This is a genomic window from Caenimonas sp. SL110 (assembly GCF_001044395.1).
Classification (GTDB): Bacteria; Pseudomonadota; Gammaproteobacteria; order Burkholderiales; family Burkholderiaceae_C; genus Ramlibacter.
In genome coordinates, this window is sequence record NZ_JANU01000009.1 from 162,321 (window position 1) to 184,158 (window position 21,838).

Below are 21,838 nucleotides of genomic sequence, written 5' to 3' on the forward strand. Positions count from 1 at the left end.
GAGGCCGCACAAGCGGCCTCGCCATCCACAAACAAACGCCCGGCTGTGCCGGGCGTTTTTCATTGGGGAGGTCCGACGTGTGCCTAGGTTCTTGAACTGGGTAGCGGATCCTTCGCTACACCCGCTGGACACAGCACCAGCGTGCCGCGCCGGTTTGCGTGGTAGTCCCACACTTCACCGTTGACCGAGAGCTGGACCCGATAGCCGTCGACCAGCGCCTGCGTGTATTGACGGTCGGGCCGGGGGCATCCCAGGCTGGCGTCGCTCCACGTCACCGCCTGCGCGCTGACCAGCGTGAAATCGCCTTGTCCCTTGCCAGCGGCCGAAGCGCCCAGCCGTGCAGCCGCGTCGGCGCGAGCAAGTTTCACGACAGCGTCCAGCGACATCGGTTGCGGCGGACCCGAAGGGCCGGCCCTTGCTGCCGGTTCATGCGCGTGACTGCACCCCGAAAGCGCCACCAGCGCGGTGGTGGCCATCAACATTGCCGATTGCTTCATTGCAGTTTGCTTCATTGCGGCTCCAGCGTGGATTGATGCGCCCACTTCGGCGGGTTCAAGCGCAGCGGCCGGTATTCCACCTGCGCCCACTGATCCTTCATGTCGCGGTAGCGGCTGCTGAACACCAGGCCGCTTTGCCCCGTTTGGTAGATGAACTGCGAACGCTCCGGATCGGCCAGGTCAAAAACAGTGCGCATGCTGGCGGCGTGCCGGTTGGCAAACGGTGTCTTCGTGTCATTGGCCCAGTACTGCCCGACGTTCACCGTCCACGGATCGCCCGCAGTAGGCACCGACACGTCAAAGTAAGTGGCAAGCGACGGCACGTTGCCGAACGGCCTGTGCGCCGACAGCGCCGGGTGCGCCCGGCCCCAGCGCCATGCGGCCACATCCTTGCCCTGCTCGGCTGCAATGCGATCGAGCGCGCGGCCCAGCGCGCGCGATGACTGCTCGGCGCAGCCCACGGGCGCGCACCAGAACTTGCCGACTTCGGCGTCGAGCAGCATCAGTTCCAGCGCGGCGCGAAACGTGCGCTTGCCATACAGCGCCTTGAACTTCGCCTCGCCGATGCGCGGGATGACCAGGCCCCGCGTGAGTTCGTCGGCCCAGTAGGCAAAGATCAGCGGCGCCGCGATCTCGGCGCGCATGTTGCCGTCGAACACCCTGAACTGGTCCATCGCAGCAGGTGCCAGTGCATGGCTGCTGGCGGTCGCCTTGAAGAACGGCAACAGCTTGAGCGTGGCGGTCGACAGCGTGTCGGCATGCACATCGCGCATGGTCTGCGCGGTGTGCTTGTTCTGCGCGCCGAGCAGGGCCTCGATCCGGTCGAAGCGCTCGGGCGTGTTCCAGTCTGCGCCGATGAACCTGGGGAAATCGGCAGGGTGAATCCGCTGGTTGGCTGTGGCGTGCCAGCCCTTGGCCTCGATGGCCGCGTGATCCACGCGCGGGTTGTCGCTGGCCGCGATCCAGCCCGTCCAGTCGTACTTCGCGTCCCATCCGGGGGCCGGCGCGATACCGCGCAGGTCGTTGCCCTCGCCGCGCACCGGCACGCGGCCCACCGCCTGGTAAGCGGTCTTGCCACCGGTGTCAGCCGCGACCATGTTCTGCATGGGCGAGTGATAGTTGGCATAGGCCGCAAGCAGCTCGTCCACCGTCTGCGCGGTGTTGCCATCGATGCCGGCCGCCAGCGTCTGGTTGTCGGCGTCCAGTGCAGACCATCGCAAAGCGAGCGCGAACTTGCGCGTATCCAGCACGTTGGCATAGCCCGCATTGGCATCGCTCATCACCGGGCCATGCCGGGTGGTGCGCACCACCAGCTTTTCGTCGGGCTGGCCCTTGATGCGTATCGTTTCCTCGCGCGAGGCGAACTCGGCCCAACCGGTGGGCGTGCGGTACTGCTTCGGGTTGTCGGGGTTGATCTGCTCCAGGTACAGGTCCTGCACATCGGGGCCGGTATTGGTCACGCCCCACGAAACACCTGCAGTGCGGCCCAGCACGACCGAGGGCAGTCCGGGAAACGTCGCGCCGATCACATCGACCGGCTTGCCGCCCGGCTTCATGGCGGGTGCTTTCAGGCGCGCGAAATACCAGATCGCCGGTGCCGACAGGCCCAGGTGCGGATCGTTGGCCAGCAGCGGCTTGCCTGTCTGCGTGCGCGAGCCGTGCACCACCCAGTTGTTGGAACCAATGCCTTCCAGATGTCCCAGGCCTTGCGTCCACCGGTCCAGGTCCGGCATGGATGCGACAAGCGATGTGGAAGTGATTTCAGCCGGTGCTATCGCCGTCTTCGCATCGGCCGGACGGTACACGCCCAGCCCCTTGTACAAGGCCGCCAGGTCCACGGAGGTGGCCGGTGCTTCGCCGGGATAAGGCGGCATCAGCTGCCACAGCTGCGCCGTGTCAAGCCGCTGCAGCGCAGAGAAGCGCGCGAACTCGGTGCCCCAGTTGCCGCCCAGGTCCAGCGCCATCATGATCGCCCAGCCCAGGCTGTCCTGAGGCGTCCACTCGCCAGGTTGGGTGCGAAGGATGTGGAACTCGGGCGGCAAGGCCTGCGAGCTCGTCGCATGAAAACTGTTGATGCCGCCCACATAGGCCTTCACCAGCGCCTGTGTCTCGGGCGCCATGCGCGCCCACTGGCCCTGCGCGGCCCGCAAGATGCCGAGCTTGCGCATGGTGCGATCGGTGTCCAGCGTCGGTTGCCCGAAGAGTTCGCTGAGCTGGCCGTGCATCACGCGCCGGTTGAATTCGAGTTGCCAGCCGCGCTCCTGCGCGTGCACATAGCCCAGGGCAAAGTAGGCATCGGCCAGGCTTTGTGCCTCGATATGCGTCACGTCGGCCTCGTCGCGCCGCACCTCAACCGGCGACTTCAGGCCCTGCGCCCTGATCTGCCCGTCGAGCGTGGGAAAAGCGCGCCAGACATAGCCTGCCACCATGAGCGCTGCCAGCAGGGCAAGCGCCACGATTCCAAGCAACGTGAACTTCAACACGCGCATGGCTGTCTCCTTGAATTTGAATCGCAGCAACTGCTTCCATGTGCACTGCTTCCATGTGCACGGCTTCGATGTGTACGACCTCGTACCACCGGTTTGCGAATGCTATTCGAAAGCGGCGAACGTTGCGTCGAGCAAATCGGCGTAACGGCGCTTTTGCGCAGCATCGATGAAGCTGGCATCAAAGCTGTTGCGCGCCAGCTGCCAGGCGTGTTGCGCGCCAAGCCCGGTGGCCGCGAAGGTCTGCAGGAAGTTTTCGTTCATGTAGCCGCCGAAATACGCCGGGTCGTCCGAGTTCACCGTCGCGACCAGGCCCGCATCGAGCAGCTCGCGCAGGTTGTGCTGCGCCAGCTGCGGGAAGACGCACAGCTTCAGGTTGGACAGGGGACAAACCGTGAGCGGAATCCGGTCTTGCGCCAGGCGCTTCATCAGCGCCGTGTCTTTCGTCGATTGCACGCCATGGTCGATGCGCTCGACCTTGAGCACATCCAGCGCCGCCCACACATAAGCGGGCGGGCCCTCTTCGCCCGCATGGGCGACCAGATGCAGGCCCAGTTCGCGGCATCGCGCAAACACCTTCGCAAACTTCTCGGGCGGATGGCCCAGCTCACTTGAATCGAGCCCCACACCGATGAACTTGCCCAGGTAAGGCATCGCCGCTTCCAGCGTTTCAAACGCCTCCTGCTCGCTGAGGTGGCGCAAAAAGCACAGGATCAGGGAGGCATCGACACCGAGCGCATCCCTGGCCTCGGTGCAGGCGCGATGCAGCCCGTTGATGACGATGCCCATGTCGACACCGCGCACTGTGTGCGTCTGCGGGTCGAAAAAGATCTCGGCATGCACAACGTTGTCGGCCGCCGCGCGTTCCAGATAGGCCCAGGCCATGTCGCGGAAATCTGCCTCGGTCTGCAGGACGCTCGCGCCGGCGTAGTAAATATCCAGGAAGCTCTGCAGGTTGCTGAACGCGTAAGCGCTACGCAGCTCCTCGACGCTTGAATAGGGGATGGCCACGCGGTTGCGCGCGGCCATTGCAAAGATCAGCTCGGGCTCCAGCGAGCCCTCGATGTGGATGTGAAGTTCCGCCTTGGGCATGCGGCGCAAAAGCTCCGGCAGCCGTTCGGCAGCAACATTCCAGTCCTTGGTCTTCGCCATCGCCACGACCTATTGCAGGTCGCGATCGCGAATCAGGCTGAGCCCGTTGCCGTTGTTGGCGTTGCCGAAGAACACGTTGTCGCCGAAGCTGGAAAAACCGCCGCCGCTCTTGGTGATGCCCTGGGTGTTGAACAGCACCGAAGAAGCCTTGAGCGCCACATCGCCGCGCTCGGTCAGGATACCCGTGCCATTGCTGCGAAACACGCTCTTGTCGACCATCACCATCGAGGTGGGCGACTGGTTGTGAAGCCCGGTTGTTGCGCCCGTGATCGTCACATTGCGCAGGTCGGCACGTCCGTTGTCGGCCGTGGTCGCCAGGTGAACACCCGTGCCGCAGCGGTGGATGTCGACGTTTTCCACAACCAGCCAGCCGCCATTGAGGTAGTTGACCCCGAACGTGCAGGTGCCGGAGCCTTCGATCGACACATTGCGAATCACGACCCTGTCGTTGGTACCGGCATTGACGACGATGCCGCTCGTCTGCGCCGAAAGGATGCTGGCCATGCTGCCCGTACCGTCGATGGTCATCGCCTTGGTAATGGTCACGCCGCCAAAGCCGCCCGGGTCGAGGATGCTGATCACGCCGCCGGCAGCCGTCTTGCTGATCGCCCCTGCAAAGGTCTTGCAAGGCGCCGTGCGCGAGCATGGATTGGCGTCGTCACCCACGCCCGATACCCAGGTGCGGGTGGCCTGCGCATGCGCCCCCGATGCAGCAGCAGCGACGAGCGCAAAGCCGACGATGGAAAACAGCTGTCTGATCGAATGGCGCATGTTGTCTCTCTTTTTCTCTGTTGTGATGGTGACTGGCGAACTTACTTCTTGGCGCCGGGGACCTTGCCCTCTACGCCCTTGACGTACACACTCAGGCCGCCCAGGAACTTGTCGTCGGCCACTGCATCCTTGGCGATCAGTTCCTTGCCGGTGTTGTCCATGATCGGGCCCTTCCAGATCTGGAAAGTGCCGTCTTTCAGGCCTGCCTTGATCTCGTCGATGCGCTTTTTGGTGTCGTCCGGCACGTCAGCTGCAATGGAGACCATGTCGATCGCGCCTTCCTTGACGCCCCACCAGACCTGGCCCGTCGTCCACTTGCCTTCCAGCGCATCACGCGTGGCCTTCACGTAGTAAGGCGTCCAGTTGATGATGGCCGAGCCCAGGTGAGCCTTGGGGCCATAGGAGGTCATGTCGCTGTCCCAGCCGAACGCGCGCTTGCCCATCTTCTCGGCAGTCTGCAGCACGGCCGACGAATCGGTGTTCTGGAACAGCACGTCGGCGCCGCCGTTGATCAGGGCGGTGGCCGCTTCGGTTTCCTTGGACAGGTTGAACCACTCGTTGACCCACACCACCTTGGTCTTGACCTTGGGGTTGACCGACTGCGCGCCCAGCGTGAAGCTGTTGATGTTGCGCACCACCTCGGGGATAGGCACCGAGCCGACCACGCCCAGCGTGCCGTTCTTGGTCATCTTGCCGGCGATCACGCCAGCCATGTACGCGCCCTCATAGGTGCGGCTGTCGTAGGTGCGCAGGTTCTCGGCCGTCTTGTAGCCGGTGGCGTGCTCGAACTTGACGCCCTTGGAATCGGCAGCGACCTTGAGCATGGGCTCCATGTAGCCGAAGGTGGTGCCGAAGATCAGCTTGTTGCCCTGGCCGACCATGTCGCGGATCACGCGCTCGGCGTCGGCCGACTCGGGAACCTTCTCGACGAAGCTCGTCACGACCTTGTCGCCGAATTCCTTTTCGATGGCCTTGCGTCCGTTGTCGTGCGCGAAGGTCCAGCCGCCGTCGCCGACCGGGCCGACATAAGCGAATGCGATCTTCAGGGGCTCTGGCTTGGGCGCGGGCGCCGATGCAACCGGTGCGGGGGCTGGCGCAGGAGGCGGTGGCGGCTCGGTCTTGCTGCAGGCCGCCAGGCCGGTCACCAGCGCCGTGAGGGCAGCAACCTTGAACATCGAACGCTTCTTCAGGTCAGTCATCTTGAGTCCTTCTCCGCAGAGGTGTGGCAGTAACAATCGGCGCAAAAACGGTGATTATGAGCCGGGATAAAACGGTTTTCCAAGGGACGCGGGCATGTTCGCCCGAATCCACGCAGGGTTACGCGAAATCAGTGCCAGCACCACGATGGTGGCCAGGTAAGGCAGCATCGTTAGGAACTGGCTGGGTATGTCCACACCCGAGGCCTGGAAGTGAAACTGCAGCATCGTCACGCCACCAAACAGGTAGGCGCCCAGCAGCACACGCGCAGGCCGCCAGGTGGCAAAGGTGGTCAACGCGAGCGCGATCCAGCCCTTGCCCGCAGCGATGCCTTCGACCCACAGCGGCGTGTAGATGATGACCAGATACGAGCCCGCCAGGCCGCACAGCGCGCCGCCTGCGATCACGGCAAGCAGGCGGATGCGCCGCACCGGATAGCCAAGGGCATGCGCCGACTCAGGGGACTCGCCCACCGAGCGCAGCACCAGGCCCGTGCGCGACTTGTACAGAAACCAGATCAGCCACGCGACCAGTGCAATGGCCAGGTACACCATGGGGTGCTGCCTGAAGAGCGCAGGGCCGATGAGCGGAATGTCGCCCAGCACCGGGATTGAAAAGTGCGCACGCTCAGGCAACTTCTCCTGCACGTACTTGATGCCGGCGAATGCAGAGAACCCCGCGCCGAACAGGCTGAGCGCAAGACCCGTCGCGTACTGGTTTGTGTTGAGCCAGATCACCAGCACGCCAAAGATGGCTGCGAGCAACGCGCCCGCACCCATGCCTGCCGCGAAGCCCAGCCAGTCGCTGCCGGTATGCACCACCGTCACGAAGCCCGCGAGCGCGGCGCACAGCAGCATGCCCTCGGCGCCAAGATTGACGATGCCCGCCTTCTCGTTGATGAGGAGCCCCAGCGCCGCGATGGCCAGCACGGTGCCGGCATTGAGCATGGCCGCAAACAGCAGCGAATACGCTTCCATCAGCGCGCCTCCTTCGTGATGGGCGCCGCGCGAAACCGCACCCGGTAGGCGATCAGCGTGTCGCAGGCCAGCAGCGTGAACAGCAGCAGTCCCTGGAAAACGCCAGTCAGCGATTTGGGCAGGCCCAGCCGCGACTGCGCGAGTTCACCGCCGATATAGAACATGCTCATGAGAATTGCAGAGAACACCATGCCCACCGGATGCAGGCGCCCGACAAAGGCCACGATGATGGCGGCGAATCCATAACCCGCCGGAACATAGGGCGTGAGCTGGCCGATCGGGCCTGCGACTTCGAGCGCGCCTGCAAGACCTGCCGCGCCGCCCGAGGTCAGCAGCGCGACCCACAGCGCCTTGCGCGACGAAAAACCCGCATACCTCGCAGCCGCGGGTGCAAGGCCGCCCACCTGCTGTGCGAAACCCGCTCGCGTCCTGAAAAGATAAATCCACAACAGGGCCGCACCCAGCACCGCAATGAGGAGACCGATGCTCACGCGCGAGCCCTGCATGAGCCTTGGAATCTGCGTCACGGAAGCGAAGGTCGCCGTCTGCGGAAAGTTGTAGCCTGCCGGGTCTTTCCAGGGGCCGAAGACCAGGTAAGCCAGCACCTGGTCGGCCACGTAGACAAGCATCAGGCTGACCAGGATTTCATTGGCGTTGAACCGGTCGCGCAAGAGTGCAGTGATCGCAGCCCACGCCATGCCGCCTGCAACGCCGGCAAAAATGATGGCGATGACAATCCAGCGGCCGGTGTCCTTGTCGGCGAGCAGCGCAACGCCGCCTGCGACCACTGCGCCGATGACGAACTGCCCTTCGGCGCCGATGTTCCAGACGTTGGAGCGAAAGCACACGGCAAGGCCCAGTGCAATGATGAGCAGCGGCGTCGCCTTGACCATCAGTTCGCCCAGGGCATAGGGCGTCCTGATCGGTTCCCAGAAGAACACCTGCAGCCCGCGCACCGGATCCTTTCCGAGTGCGGCAAACAGGATGACGCCGATGACCACCGTGATCACCAGCGCCAGCAGAGGCGAGCCGATGCTCCAGAAGCGCGAGGGTTCGGGACGGGGTTCGAGCCTAAGCATGCTGCGACTCCCTTTGCGCATGCTGCGACTCCCGTTGCGCATGCTGCGACTCCCACAGTCCGCTCATCCACTCCCCGATCTGCGGCACCGTGGCCTGCGCGCGGGCGATCGAAGGCGACAGCTTGCCTTTGGCAATCACATGCAGCCGGTCACTGATCTCAAAGAGTTCTTCAAGCTCTTCGCTCACCACCAGCACCGCGCAGCCCGCATCACGCAGCGCCAGAATCTCGCCGCGAATCTGCGCCGCAGCCCCCACGTCCACACCCCAGGTCGGCTGCGACACGATGAGCAACTTCGGGTTGGCATCGATCTCGCGGCCCACGATGAACTTTTGCAGGTTGCCGCCCGAGAGCGACTTGGCAGCCGCATTCGGACCACCAGTCTTCACGTTGAAACGCCCGATCACATCCAGTGCCTGCTGCTGCAGCGCCTTCATGTTGATCCAGCCCGACCGAGAGACAGCCTCGGTGCGGGTGAGCATGAGGTTCTGCGCGAGACCCAGCGTCGGCACAGCCCCCCGGCCCAATCGTTCTTCAGGCACGAAATGAACGCCCAGCGCACGGCGCTTCGCAGGGCCCAGGCGTCCGGCGGGCTTGCCGAAAACCTGCACCGCATCAGCCCGGGCGCGCACGTCCTCGCCCGAGAGCGCGTAGAGCAGCTCCTTCTGGCCGTTGCCCGAAACGCCTGCGATGCCGACGACTTCTCCGGCACGCACATCCAGATTCACGCCGGCCAGGTCGACACCGAACGGGTCATCGCGCGGCAGGTCGAGTGCGTTCACGCGCAGCACCACATCGCCCGCCGCGCGCTCATGGTGTTCGAGCGCCGGCGGCTCTGCGCCGATCATCAGGCGGCTGAGCGACGCATTGCTTTCTTCCTGCGGATTGCACACGCCCGTGACCTTGCCGCCGCGCAGCACCGTGCAGGCATTGCACAGCTCGCGAATCTCGTGGAGCTTGTGGCTGATGTACAGGATGCTGCAGCCTTCACTGGCCAGTTGCTTGAGCACGACGAAGAGCTTCTCGACCGCCTGCGGTGTCAGCACCGAAGTCGGCTCGTCCAGGATCAGCAGCCTGGGGTTGGTCAGCAGCGCGCGAATGATTTCGACACGCTGCATCTCACCGACCGAGAGCGTATGGACCGGACGGCCCGGGTCGATATCGAGGCCGTACTCGGCCGCCTTGGCCGTGATGCTGCGCGCGACTTCAGCGAGCGTCAGGCGCTTGTCCAGCCCCAGCCAGACGTTCTGCGCGACGGTGAGCGTGTCGAACAGGCTGAAGTGCTGGAACACCATGCTGATGCCCAGGGCGCGCGCTTCCTGCGGGTTGCGGATGTGGACCGGCTGGCCGTTCCACAGCACCGCGCCCTCGTCGGGCTTGACCGAGCCATAGATGATCTTCATCAACGTGGATTTGCCCGCGCCGTTTTCGCCCAGCACTGCGTGCGTTTCGCCGGGCTGCACGGTGAGCGACACGTCGCTGTTGGCGATCACCGCGGGGTAGCGCTTGGTGATGTGGGTGAGTTGCAGGCGGGGCGCCACTGGAGATTGGGCTGTCATTGCGGGCCGGGTCCGAAGGATCCTTCGAATCTGCCGCAATCCAGGCTGTTCCGGCTAGCGACCTTCATCCCACCTTCCCCATCGCCCCAGCCGCGGCCTTCACCTGCCCGCGCAACCACTGCGCCGACGCCGAAGCGTGGCTGCGTTCGTGCCACAGCTGGTAGTACATCAATTGCGCAAATGTGATCGGACATTCAAGGATTCTCACCGGCAATCGGCTAGTGAAACGTTCGCAGTACTGCCGGCCGGTGGTCAGCACCAGCAAGCTCGATGCCACCATCGCCGGGATCAAGCCGAAGTGCGCGCAGCGAGCCGTGATGTTGCGCACCAGACCCTGCGACTCCAGGTGCTCATCAATCACACCCTTCGCGCCGGGATGGGTTGGCGTGGGTGCGATGTGCTCTGCTTCAAGCCAGCTTTCGATCGTCCACGGTTTGCGGGTGGCCGGATGATCGCTCGCGACCAGGCACACCACATCGTCGGCGAAAAGCTTGCCCAGGTGCAGGTCGGCCGGCGGCTTGCTCCAGTTGCCGATCACCACATCGAGTTCGCCCTGCGCGAGATGCGCCTGGTAGTCCGAATCCGCCGTGAGCGGATGAATCTCGATGTGACACAGCGGCGCGCGCGACTTGATCTGCGAGACAAGCTGCGGCAGGAACTGCGGATCGAGGTAGTCGCTGGCCGCCACGCGAAAGGTGTGCATGGAGGTCTGCGGATCGAAACCGCGAGCCCCGGAAAACATCGCTTCGGCGGCACGAAGAATGCTGGCACTGGGCTCGACCAGGCGCAGCGCCACATCGGTAGGCACCATGCCGGCGCCCGAACGCACCAGCAAGGGATCGCCGGCCAGCTCGCGCAGCCGTTTCAGTGCGGCCGACACGGCAGGCTGGTACATCCCCAGGCGGATGGCGGCGCGCGAGACACTGCGTTCGGTCAACACGGTGTGAAGGACCCTGATCAAATGGAGGTCTATCTTGTCGAAAAGCGCCTGGTCTCTCATACGCGGGCCGGCATTGTTCTCATATCAACGCCGTTATGGCGATGCGCCCGGCGCTGCCTACCCTCTGCGCATGTTTGACCGCATCTTTGGACCATACTCATTTCATGCAAGGAAAGACCATCCGTTTCATCAGGCGCGGCGAGCTCGTGTCGCTGGGCAATGTACCACCCGAGCGAACGCTGCTGGAAGTGCTGCGGGAGGACCTGGCCTGCACCGGCACCAAGGAAGGCTGCGGCGAAGGCGACTGCGGTGCATGCACCGTCGTGCTGGGGCAGGCCGACGGCGACCGCATCACTTACCGCGCCATCAACAGCTGCATCCGCCTTGCGCATTCGGTCGACGGCCTGGCGCTGTGGACGGTGGAAGACCTCGTCGCCGACGACGGCGCCCTGCATCCGGCGCAGGAAGCGATGGTGGCGTGTCACGGCTCGCAATGCGGCTTTTGCACACCGGGCTTCGTGATGAGCCTGTTCGGCATGTACCAGAACCATGTCCGCCAGGGTCACACGATCACGCGCGAACTCGCGCAAGAGGAACTGTCGGGCAACCTGTGCCGCTGCACCGGCTACCGGCCGATCTTCGATGCGGCGCAGGCGATGCATCAGCTACCCACGGCGTTGATCGATGAAGCCGCGTTGCTGGAGCAGTTGCGGGCCATCGAACCCGCCCAGGCGACCGGGTACATGCAGCCACGCAAGCTGCAATCGCTGCTGGCGATGCGCGCATCCCACCCAGCGGCGCAGCTGGTGGCCGGATGCACGGATGTCGGCTTGTGGGTGACCAAGCTGCACCGGCAGTTCGAGCAGGTGCTGGATGTGACACGCGTGCGCGAACTGCAGCGGATCGAACGCTACGAACACCACATCGCCATCGGCGCAGCGGTCCCCTTGCAGGACGCGTTCCATGCGCTGATCGCCGACCGGCCGCAACTGAAGATCTTCGCCAACCGTTTCGCGGGCTTGCCGATACGCAACTCGGGCACGCTGGGCGGTAACGTCGCCAACGGGTCGCCCATCGGCGACTCGATGCCGCTGCTCATTGCTCTTGGCGCGCATGTCGTGCTCATGAGCGTGCGCGGCCATCGCGAGATGCCGATCGAGAATTTCTACACCGGCTATCGCAAGAATGTCCTGGCCGCCGATGAAGTGCTGGCCTGGATCAAGGTGCCCCGGCCGCAAGCAGGCGAGTTCCTGCGCGCCTACAAAGTCTCCAAACGCTTCGACGACGACATCTCAGCGGTTTGTCTCGCGGTGAACATGACGCTGGTCGATGGCAAGGTCGATCGCATCTCGATGGGCGCCGGTGGCGTGGCGGCAACCCCTGTGCGCGCAGTCAGGACCGAAGCCCTCCTGCGTGGCGTGCGCTGGACAGCAGATGCAGCAGCGAGCGCGGCGAGATCGCTGCGAGCCGAGTTCCAGCCCATCACCGACATGCGCGCGTCCGCTGCCTATCGCAGCGAGGTGCTCGGCAACCTGATACAGCGCTTGTGGCTGGAGAGCCAGGGCATGACGCATATCAACCTGGAAGACATCCGCGTGCTGCCCGGACATGAAGAGGCGTCCGCATGAACAAACGGGACAAGGAATTCACCGCGTCAGCCGGGGGCGTACCTGGCGGCGCAGCAGATGCAGGCGAGCGCAACATCGCACCGGCTACCCATTCGCCGCATCCGCCTGCTGCAGCCGGACCCGCGAGCGGCGTGTCGCGTCCACACGAAAGCGCCAGGGCGCAGGTTGCCGGCAGCGCGACCTACATCGACGACATTCCAGAAGTGCGGGGCACACTGCACGCAGCGCCGGTCATGTCGAATGTGGCGCATGGCGTGTTGCGTGGTGTCGATGCAAGCGAGGCCCTGCAGATGCCCGGCGTGCGCGGGGTCGTGCTGGCAAGCGATATCCCCGCTGACGACATGCTGGCGACCTTCGTCCACGATGAGCCGGTGCTCGCCAGAGACAAGGTCGAGCACATCGGGCAAGTAGTCGCGCTTGTCGTCGCAGATACCGTGATGCAGGCCCGCCGCGCCGCACGCAAGGTCGTGCTCGACATCGCGCCCCTGCCCGCCATCCTGTCACCGCGCGACGCGCATGCCGCGCACAGCTATGTGTTGCCGCCCGTCACGGTACGGCGCGGAGACGCCGACGCTGCGATGCGGCAATCGAAGCACACGCTCGGCGGGACACTGGAAGTCGGCGGACAGGAGCACTTCTACCTCGAAGGCCAGGTGGCCTATGCCTTGCCGCTCGAACAGGACCAGTGGTGGATTCATTCGAGCACGCAGCACCCCGGCGAAATCCAGCATTGGGTTGCACATGCGCTCGGCCTGGAGAACAACGCCGTGACGGTGGAATGCAGGCGCATGGGCGGCGGCTTTGGCGGCAAGGAAACACAGGCCGGGCATGTGGCCGTGTGGGCGGCCCTGGCGGCGAACAAGTTCAAGCGGCCGGTGAAGATGCGGCTGGACCGCGACGACGACTTCCTCATCACCGGCAAGCGGCATCCGTTTGCCTATGACTACACCGTGGGCTTCGACGACGATGGCCTGATCACGGCGTTCAAGCTCACCATGCTGGCCAACTGCGGCTTCTCGGCCGACCTGTCGGGCCCCGTCGCCGACCGCGCGATCTTTCACACCGACAACGCCTACTTTCTCTCGGATGTGGAGATCGTCTCGTATCGCTGCAAGACGAACACGCAGAGCCACACCGCGTTTCGCGGATTTGGCGGACCGCAAGGCGTGATCGTGATCGAAACCATCCTGGGCGACATCGCGCGCGAGCTGGGCCTTGATGCATTCGATGTGCGGATGCGCAACCTCTACGGCACATCCGATCGCAATGTCACGCACTACCAGATGAAGATCGAGGACAACATCCTTGAACCGCTGATGACCCGGCTGGAGCAGACATCGTCCTACCGCGAGCGACGCTCTGCGATACACAACTGGAACGCCACCAGCCCCATCATCAAGCGCGGCATCGCCATCACGCCGGTCAAGTTCGGCATCAGCTTCACCGCCACCTTCTTCAACCAGGCCGGCGCATTGGTGCATGTCTACACCGATGGCAGCGTGCAGGTGAACCACGGCGGTACCGAGATGGGACAGGGCCTGAACACCAAGATCGCGCAGATCGTTGCCGATGAACTCGGCGTGCCGTTCGAGCGGGTGCGATCCACTGCGGCCGACACCAGCAAGGTGCCCAATGCATCGGCCACGGCGGCATCGAGTGGCACCGACCTGAACGGCCGCGCGGCGCAGTACGCAGCGCGCAATGTTCGGGACAACCTCGCCGCTTTTGTCGGCGGCATGGATGGTTGCGGCGCGGGTGCTGTGTCGTTCGCAGGCGGCAAGGTCACCACGCCCAAATCCACGCGCAGCTTCGACGAAGTCGTGAAGGCCGCCTACGCCAACCGCATCCAGTTGTGGAGCGATGGCTTTTATCGCACACCCAAGATCCACTACGACAAGACAACGCTGACGGGCCGGCCGTTCTTCTACTTCGCCTACGGCGCGGCATGCAGTGAAGTCGCGATCGATACGCTGACCGGCGAGAGCCGCGTGCTCAAGGTGGACATCCTGCACGACGTGGGAACCAGCCTGAATCTGGCCATCGACATCGGCCAGATCGAGGGCGGCTTCATCCAGGGCATGGGCTGGCTCACGACCGAGCAGCTGGTGTGGAATGACAAGGGGCTGCTCACCACGCACGCGCCCAGCACCTACAAGATTCCGGCCACGGGAGACATCCCTGCGCACTTCACGATTGCCCTGTGGCACGAGCCCAATCGCGAAGACAACGTCGGCGGCAGCAAGGCCGTCGGCGAGCCGCCCTTCATGCTGGCCATCAGCGTGTGGGAGGCGCTGCGTGATGCAGTGGCTGCAGCGCGTGGGCCCGCAAGCGCCGTGGAGATGCAAGCCCCTGCGACGGCAGAGAACGTGCTGATGGCGCTACAGGCCGCCGCGCAGTGACGTGGGGCGAATAGGCTCATATTCTCCGCATTTATTGCGGAGAATATGAGCCCCCATGCGGTGATTAACCGTACAATCTCCGCATGAAACGCGGTGAATATCGCTATATCTGGCAGCGCCCGGACTGGCCGCAATGGCAGGTCGACCGGACTGCGCTCGCCCGGCTCCTGGCTGACGTGCATCAAGCCCAAGGTCATTTGCTGGGTCGTCTCACCACTTTGGGATTGACCTCGCGGGGTGGCATCTCGCTGCAGGCGCTCACCGATGACGTCCTGAAAACCAGCGAAATCGAAGGCGAACTGCTCAACCCCGACACCGTGCGCTCATCGCTCGCGCGCAGGCTCGGCGTCGATATCGGAGCGCTGGCTCCCGCAGACCGCCACGTCGACGGCATCGTGGAGATGGTGCTCGACGCCACCGCCAATCACGCCGAGCCCCTCACAGCAGAGCGCCTGTTCGGATGGCACGCAGCGCTGTTTCCCACGGGCCGCAGCGGCATCGCGCGAATTCGCACCGGTACGTGGCGAAATGACGCAGGCGGGCCGATGCAAGTCGTCTCGGGTGCCCTGGGCAGGGAGAAGGTCCACTTCGAAGCGCCCCCGGCCACGCGCCTGAAGGCAGAAATCAATTCTTTTCTGACCTGGTTCAACGCAGACGCGCTCGACGACGGCGTGATCAAGGCGGGCCTGGCGCACCTGTGGTTTGTGACGCTGCATCCCTTCGACGATGGCAACGGCCGCATCTCACGCGCGATCGGTGACATGGCCCTGGCGCGAGCCGAGCGTTCGGGCGAGCGCTTCTACAGCCTGTCGGCGCAGATCCAGCGCGAGCGCAGCGACTACTACAAGCTGCTGGAGCGAACCCAGAAAGGCACGATGGACGCCACACTCTGGCTGGAGTGGTTTCTTGCGTGCCTGCTGCGCGCGCACCGGGCCGCCGACGCTGCGCTGGACGCGACGCTCACCAAAGCCACCCTGTGGCAACGCTGGTCCGACGTGCCGATGAACGACCGGCAGATCAAGGTGCTCAATCGCCTGCTCGACGGCTTCGAAGGAAAACTCACGAGCAGCAAATGGGCGGCGCTTGCGAAATGCTCGGCAGACACGGCCCTGCGCGACATCAACGAACTGCTGGTGCGTGGCGTGCTGAAAAAGTCGGATTCAGGTGGTCGAAGCACCAGTTATGAATTGGCGTAACTGCGAAGGCATGGATTGCGGATTAAGTCCGCATGACAGCCAATCCCAACCGATAGCAGAATCACGCCCATGACCATCGCACCCGAAATCACCTCGGCTTTCTGCCCCACCGGACGCCTGCGTGCGTCCATCAACCTGGGCAATCCCATCCTCGCATCGCGCGCCGCGGACGGCTCTGCGCAAGGCGTGTCGGTCGACCTGGCGCGCGGTTTCGCGCAGCGCCTGGGCGTCCCGCTGGACCTCGTGGTGTTTGAAACGGCAGCCGCATCGGTCGCTGCTGTCACCACGCAAAGCGCCGACATCGGCTTTTTCGCCATCGACCCCAAGCGCGGCGAGCACATCGCATTCACGCCGCCTTATGTGCTGATCGAAGGCTGCTACATGGTTCGCAGCGATTCGCCGTTGCAAGCCAACGAGGAGGTCGACACGCAAGGCCGCACCGTGGTGGTCGGACAGGGCAGTGCCTACGACCTGTACCTGTCTCGCGAGATCAGGCACGCCACGCTGGTGCGGGCGCCCTCCTCGCCTGCTGTCGTCGACACCTTCCTTGCACAACACGCCGACGTTGCCGCCGGCGTGAAGCAGCAGCTCGAAGCCGATGCCGCGCGGCTGGGCGGCATGCGGCTTCTGCCAGGCCGCTTCATGGTGATCCAGCAGGCCATGGGTTGTCCGCGCAGCCGCGGTGAGGCCGCAGCAGCCGAGCTCTCGGCCTATGTGCAGGAGATGAAGGCCAGCGGCTTCGTCGCGCAGGCACTGGCCCGCCACCGGATCGAAGGCGCCGCAGTCGCGCCCGCGTAGTTCGCTTTCGGCTGTCATGCCGGACCACGATCGGGCATCCACCGCGGAACGTGGCACGGCTATTGCACGTGCAAAGCCGCTCTGGAAGGAAAAGACCCATGTCCCAGGCGAACGTGTTACCCATGAAGCACCAACCCGGCATCGCTCGCGGTGTCGCTGCTGCCTTGCGGCGCTTCTGGCCCCAGCGCGGTGCAGTGCCCGAGCCGGGACAGAGCCCTTACTGGACCCCCGGCGTCACTTACCGGGGCTACCTCGGCGTGAGCGGGGGCGTCTCCGACAGCTGGATGTCCGAGCAGCAGATCCGCGAGACGCAGGCCCTGCTGCGCATGGCTGCCAACGCGGGCCGGCTCGGTGCGTGGGCCGTCGACTTGTCCACCATGTCCTGGACCTGGTCGGACGAGGTCAAGGCGATTCACGAAGTCGATGCCGACTATCACCCCGGTACCGAAGACGCGATGGCGTTCTACGTCCCGGCTTCACAGGACCTGCTCACCACCGCCTTCGAAGCATGCGCCCAGACTGGCGCTGCGTTCGACCTGGAACTGCAGCTGGAAACAGCCAAGGGGCGCACGGTCTGGATTCGCGCCATCGGTGAGGCCGAGCGTGACCTCGAAGGGCGCATCACGCACGTGCGCGGGGCGATCCAGGATGTGAGCAAGGCCAAGGCCGTGACCGACGAAGTCCGGCGCATGGCCGAACGCTTCACCCGCACCCTGGAGAGCCTGACCGACGGCTTCATCCTGCTGGACCACGAGTGGCGCTTCATCTACCTGAACCCGGTGGCCGAGCGAATCCTGCGCCGCAAGCGCGATCAGGTCGCAGGGCGGTCGATGCTGGCCGAGTTTCCCGAAACCGCGGGCGGCAAGTTCATTGAAAAGTGCATGGATGCCGTGCGCGACGGCCACCCGGTGGAGTTCACCAAGTTCTATCCGCCACTGGGTATCTGGGTTTACTTCAAGGTCTGGCCTTCGGAAGAAGGCATGACGTTCTGCATCCGCGACGACACCGAGCGCATCACGCTGCGCCGCGAGATCCTGAGCCTGAAGTCGAAACTGGGGATGACGAAAGCCTGAAACCGGGGCTGTTGCCGCTGTGGCCCCGGCATTGCGCCTACAACTGTTACATCAATGTCCGACACGCGGTGTCGGCAAACCGGTGCGATCGCTCACGCGGCCTGCCTACAGCACAACCGTGGACGGGCACCCAATATAGAGGCATGAAAGTCCTCAACCTCATCCATGTGACCATCGCTCAGGCGTTCTACAGCTGGGCGATGCGTGAAATCAACCCGCTCCACCCGGACCTGCCCCGCATCATGCTGCGGCAAAAAGAGCTGTCCGACAAAGCCCACCGCATCATGGCGGCCTGACACCCTGCTTCTGGCGGGGTGCGTCGGGGTTACAGGGAGTACTCCAGCCCGGTTTGCGCCAGGCCGGCCAGGTCGATCCGGTCCGTGTTGTAAGACAGGTCACCTGCGATCACTGCGAATTGCGCCTGTGTCACCACCTGGGCGTCCAGCAGTCCGGTGTACTCGGCAAGCGTTGCCGGGTCTGGGTAGAAGCCGGCCAGGTTGTAGTAGACCGCGTTGACCAGACCGGCATTGCTGTGATCGGGCAATACATCGATGGCAATCGCCATCAGGTCTTCATAGGGCAGGCCCAGGTCCAGCGCCCCCATCACGATGCCCACGTAGTACGGCACTGAAACCGCAGCGCTGCCGAACAGCACACCCAAAAGCTTCGCCGCCGAGCCTGCATTGCCGGCCAGGTCAAGGGCAATCCTTGCATCCGAGAATGACAGCCGCTCGACGTTCGACAGGCTGTCGACACCCTCGAAACCAAAGCTGTCGGTGATCGTCGCCGTGGTGGTTCCATTGGCCAGGACATAGCGGTCCCTGGGCCCTGCAAGTCCGACGACGTCAATGCCGGCGCTTCCGTTCAGGTTGTCGTTGCCACCGCTGCCAAACAGGAAGTCGTTGCCGCCGTTGCCCGTCAATACATCCGCGCCCGAGGCACCGACCAGCGTGTCCGCGCCCGAGCCGCCTTGCAGCGTCTTGACGGCGCTGTCCAGGTAGTTGTCGTTCTGGCCGATGTTGCCCACGGACACCACCGAGTCCAGCGCTGCGGTAACGCCGCCTGAATTGCCGCCATACGCCGAATCGCCCCACACCACGACGGACCCGTCGGCGCGCAACGCGGTGAAGGCCGACGCCGTGGCGAAGAGTTGCACCACATCGGTCGTTCCGTTGAGCTGCGTAGCCACCGAGCTGCTGTCGCCGCCGGCCAGCACATCGCCCCAGGTCACGACCGAGCCGTCTGCACGCAGGGCCGCGAAGGCCTTGTCATTGCCGGTGATCTGGACCACATCGGTCGCGCCGTTGAGCGACGACGCGACTGCCGAGCTGTCGCCGCCGAAGCCCGCATAGCCCCAGGTCACCACAGAGCCATCGGTGCGCAGCGCCGCGAACGCAAGCGTCGTGGCGGCGAGCGCCGTGACATCGGTCGTGCCATTGATCGCGGCCGCTACAGCCGAGCTGTTGCCCCCGCCATCCCCACTGCCCCAGGTGACCACCGATCCGTCTGCATGGATTGCAGCAAATGCCGAACTGGTTGCGGCCAGCGAGGTGACCAGCGGCAGCCCGTCGAGCTCGCCCGCCTGCAGTTCGCTGTCGCCGCCGCCGTTGGCTCCGCCCCAGGTAACAACAGAGCCATCAGCGCGCAGTGCAGCGAAGGCCGATGCAGTCGCGTACAGCTTGACCACGTCGGTGGTGCCATCGAGCTGCGAGGCCTTGGCTCCTGCCGAGCCGCCATCGGCGCTGTTGCCCCAGGTCACCACGCTGCCATCGGTGCGCAGCGCGGCAAATGCGGAGTTGGTGGACTGCACCTGCACCACATCGACTGCGCCGTTCAGGCTGGAGGCGACCGCGCTGGAATTGCCGCCGAAATCGGCGAAGCCCCAGGTCACGACCGAGCCATCGGTGCGCAAGGCTGCGAACGCGGAGCCGTTGCTGAAGATCTTTGTCACGTCGGTTGCGCCGTTCAGCTGGCTCGCCACCGCACTGCTGTCGCCGCCGTAACCGGCATAGCCCCAGGTGACCACCGAGCCGTCCGTGCGCAGCGCGGCAAAAGCAGAACTGGTGGACGAGATCGAGGTGACCGCGATCTGCCCGTTCAGTTGTGCAGCGGCCGCGCCGAGACTGCCACCCGCGTCGGGATCACCCCAGGCCACCACCGAACCGTCGGCACGCAATGCGGCAAACGCGGACTCGGTCGAAAACACCTGGGCCACATCGGTGTAGCCGTTCAGTTGCGCTGCGACCGCGCTGCTGTCGCCGCCCTTGGCCGGATTGCCCCAGGTGACGACAGAACCGTCTTCATTGAGGACCGCGAATGCGAAGTCGTTGCCGAACTCGCGCTGCGAATGGCCCGGGTAAGCCGCTGTCACGGCCTCGGTCACGAGCGGGCCTGCCTCGAGTTCCGGAGGTGCGCTGGTGGCTGGAGCGCCGAACGCCTGGTTGTCGGTGATGTAGGCGTACCCGTAAGACGAGTAGTTGGGATCCGTGGCGTTCTTGTACAGCAGCAGGTAGAAATATTCGGTGACTTCGCTGAGCGCGTCCAGGGTCGTGGCCACGGTGACGGTCTTGACCGTCTCGTTCGTGCCGAAGCTCACTGGCGTCAGGTTGCGGGCCTGGTAGTCGCTGTTGCCGGCGCCGCTGGCGCCGTCACCGGCAAGAGTGCTCACGTAAACGGTGGACGCGGAGCCGACACCGTTGCGCGTCACCGTGAAGGTGATGGTGGTGCCCTCGTAGGCCGCGAAGTCCTGCGCGCTCGACGTCACGGCGTAGCTGAAGTCCGAGGTGACCACCGGGTCCTTGATCCAGGCCGTGCCAAAGGTGGTGTATTCGGTGTCCGAGGAATTCTCGAACAGGTCCAGCCAGAAGTACTCGGCGCCTTCGGTGATGGAATCGGTGTAGGTGGCGATCGTGACCGTCTTGTAGGTTTCGTTGGACGCGAAGTTCACCGCCAGCTTCTTGCCTTGCGCTGCGTAGTCAGACGTCCCGGCCGATCCCGCCGTCGTCACCACGTACACCGTGGAAGCACTGCCAGTACCGCTTCTCGTGATGGTGAACGTGATGTTGCCGCCTTCTTGCACGGCGCTGGCTTCACTGCTCGCATTCGACGTGACGGAGTAGTCGTACCCGGTTGTCACCGCATCCTGGATCCACCCCGAGGCAAAGGTGGTGTAGGTGCTATCGGAGAAGTTCTTGTACAGGTCCAGCCAGAAGTACTCGCTGCCTTCGGTGGCGGTATCCGCGTACGTGGCGACCGTGACGGTCTTGGTCGTTTCGCCGGAAGCGAAACTGACGCCGGTCTTCTTGCTCTGGGCCGCGAAATCGGTGTTGTCGGCTGACCCGGTGGAGGTCATGTAATACACAGTGGACGCACTGCCAGTGCCACTGCGCGTGATCGTGAAGGTGACGTTGCCGCCTTCGCTCACTGGCGCGCCCGCATTGCCCGTGGTGGCCGCCACGGTGTAGTCGTAATTGGTGACCACGGCGTCCTTGATGTACGCCGAGGCATAGCTCGAATAGTTGCCGCTGGTCGCGTCGGCGTAGGTCTTGTACAGGTCCAGCCAGAAGTACTCGGTGCCTTCGGTTGCACCATCGATATAGGTGCCGACCGTCACCGTCTTGCTCGTTTCGCCAGTAGCGAAGTTCACCGCGCTCTTGGATTGGGCCGCGAAGTCGCCGCTGCCGGCGGAACCCTCGGACGTGCTCACGTAGACGGTGGAAGCCGAGCCGGTGCCGCTGCGGGTGATCGTGAAGGTCACGTTGCCGCCTTCGGCCACTGCATTGCCAGAGCTGTTGGCCGTGGTCGACACCGTGTAGTCGTAGTTGGCGACCACGGCGTCCTTGATGTAGGCCGAGCCGTAGGCCGAGTAGTTGCCAGTGCCCGCATCTGCATAGCTCTTGTACAGGTCCAGCCAGAAGTACTCGACGCCTTCCGTCGAAGCGTCCAGGTAGGTGCCCACCGTCACCGTCTTGCTCGTCTCGCCGGACGCAAAAGTCACGGCGCTCTTGGACTGGGCCGCGAAATCGGCCGTGTCGGCCGAGCCTGCCGATGTGCTCACGTAAACCGTCGAAGTACTACCGGTGCCACT

The 21,838-nt window shown here is 64.3% G+C and carries 16 protein-coding genes; 6 read left to right on the plus strand and 10 right to left on the minus strand.

All coding sequences use genetic code 11. The features are described from left to right. Positions 1–83: 83 nt before the first annotated feature. The 9 genes from AQ12_RS21980 to AQ12_RS06890 all read right to left on the minus strand — a co-directional run bounded on the left by AQ12_RS21980 (position 84) and on the right by AQ12_RS06890 (position 10,717). Positions 84–512: a hypothetical protein gene (locus AQ12_RS21980; RefSeq protein WP_053076591.1), complete on the minus strand. Its 429-nt coding sequence runs from the start codon at positions 510–512 to the stop codon at positions 84–86. Beyond that, positions 509–2,986, minus strand: coding sequence for a penicillin acylase family protein (locus AQ12_RS06855; RefSeq protein ID WP_048439158.1), 2,478 nt, complete (start codon positions 2,984–2,986; stop codon positions 509–511). The genes AQ12_RS21980 and AQ12_RS06855 overlap by 4 nt, the downstream gene beginning before the upstream one ends. Positions 2,987–3,088: 102 nt before the next feature. After that, the gene (locus AQ12_RS06860; protein WP_048439123.1) at positions 3,089–4,135 is read right to left on the minus strand and encodes an adenosine deaminase; all 1,047 of its coding nucleotides are present in this window, start codon (positions 4,133–4,135) and stop codon (positions 3,089–3,091) included. Between the two features lie 9 nt (positions 4,136–4,144). Then, positions 4,145–4,906, minus strand: a complete 762-nt coding sequence (locus AQ12_RS23120; RefSeq protein ID WP_053076592.1) for a hypothetical protein — start codon at positions 4,904–4,906, stop codon at positions 4,145–4,147. A 41-nt stretch (positions 4,907–4,947) separates the two neighbouring features. Continuing rightward, complete coding sequence (locus AQ12_RS06870) at positions 4,948–6,105, minus strand: BMP family ABC transporter substrate-binding protein (RefSeq protein WP_048439124.1); 1,158 nt, start codon at positions 6,103–6,105, stop codon at positions 4,948–4,950. Between the two features lie 54 nt (positions 6,106–6,159). Continuing rightward, the gene (locus AQ12_RS06875) at positions 6,160–7,080 is read right to left on the minus strand and encodes an ABC transporter permease (RefSeq protein ID WP_048439125.1); all 921 of its coding nucleotides are present in this window, start codon (positions 7,078–7,080) and stop codon (positions 6,160–6,162) included. Then, the gene (locus AQ12_RS06880; protein WP_048439126.1) at positions 7,080–8,159 is read right to left on the minus strand and encodes an ABC transporter permease; all 1,080 of its coding nucleotides are present in this window, start codon (positions 8,157–8,159) and stop codon (positions 7,080–7,082) included. The genes AQ12_RS06875 and AQ12_RS06880 overlap by 1 nt, the downstream gene beginning before the upstream one ends. Continuing rightward, positions 8,152–9,717, minus strand: a complete 1,566-nt coding sequence (locus AQ12_RS06885) for an ABC transporter ATP-binding protein (RefSeq protein WP_048439127.1) — start codon at positions 9,715–9,717, stop codon at positions 8,152–8,154. The genes AQ12_RS06880 and AQ12_RS06885 overlap by 8 nt, the downstream gene beginning before the upstream one ends. Before the next feature lie 64 nt (positions 9,718–9,781). Next, positions 9,782–10,717, minus strand: a complete 936-nt coding sequence (locus AQ12_RS06890) for a LysR family transcriptional regulator (protein WP_048439128.1) — start codon at positions 10,715–10,717, stop codon at positions 9,782–9,784. A 104-nt stretch (positions 10,718–10,821) separates the two neighbouring features. Between AQ12_RS06890 and xdhA the strand changes: the two genes are divergently transcribed. The 6 genes from xdhA to AQ12_RS22945 all read left to right on the plus strand — a co-directional run bounded on the left by xdhA (position 10,822) and on the right by AQ12_RS22945 (position 18,047). Next, the gene (gene xdhA, locus AQ12_RS06895; RefSeq protein ID WP_048439129.1) at positions 10,822–12,285 is read left to right on the plus strand and encodes a xanthine dehydrogenase small subunit; all 1,464 of its coding nucleotides are present in this window, start codon (positions 10,822–10,824) and stop codon (positions 12,283–12,285) included. Then, positions 12,282–14,684, plus strand: a complete 2,403-nt coding sequence (gene xdhB, locus AQ12_RS06900) for a xanthine dehydrogenase molybdopterin binding subunit (protein WP_048439130.1) — start codon at positions 12,282–12,284, stop codon at positions 14,682–14,684. Before xdhA ends, xdhB begins: the two co-directional genes overlap by 4 nt. An 83-nt stretch (positions 14,685–14,767) precedes the next feature. Then, positions 14,768–15,880: a Fic family protein gene (locus AQ12_RS06905; RefSeq protein ID WP_048439131.1), complete on the plus strand. Its 1,113-nt coding sequence runs from the start codon at positions 14,768–14,770 to the stop codon at positions 15,878–15,880. A 69-nt stretch (positions 15,881–15,949) separates the two neighbouring features. After that, positions 15,950–16,678: an ABC transporter substrate-binding protein gene (locus AQ12_RS06910; protein ID WP_048439132.1), complete on the plus strand. Its 729-nt coding sequence runs from the start codon at positions 15,950–15,952 to the stop codon at positions 16,676–16,678. 98 nt (positions 16,679–16,776) lie between these two features. Then, complete coding sequence (locus AQ12_RS06915; RefSeq protein WP_048439133.1) at positions 16,777–17,751, plus strand: PAS domain-containing protein; 975 nt, start codon at positions 16,777–16,779, stop codon at positions 17,749–17,751. A gap of 143 nt (positions 17,752–17,894) precedes the next feature. After that, on the plus strand, positions 17,895–18,047 hold the full coding sequence (locus AQ12_RS22945; RefSeq protein ID WP_161798989.1) for a hypothetical protein: 153 nt from the start codon (positions 17,895–17,897) through the stop codon (positions 18,045–18,047). A 29-nt stretch (positions 18,048–18,076) separates the two neighbouring features. On the opposite strand, the gene AQ12_RS21985 is transcribed toward AQ12_RS22945, so the two are convergent. After that, positions 18,077–21,838, minus strand: a 3,762-nt coding sequence (locus tag AQ12_RS21985; protein WP_304413814.1) for a Calx-beta domain-containing protein, incomplete at its 5' end; no start/stop codon positions are given.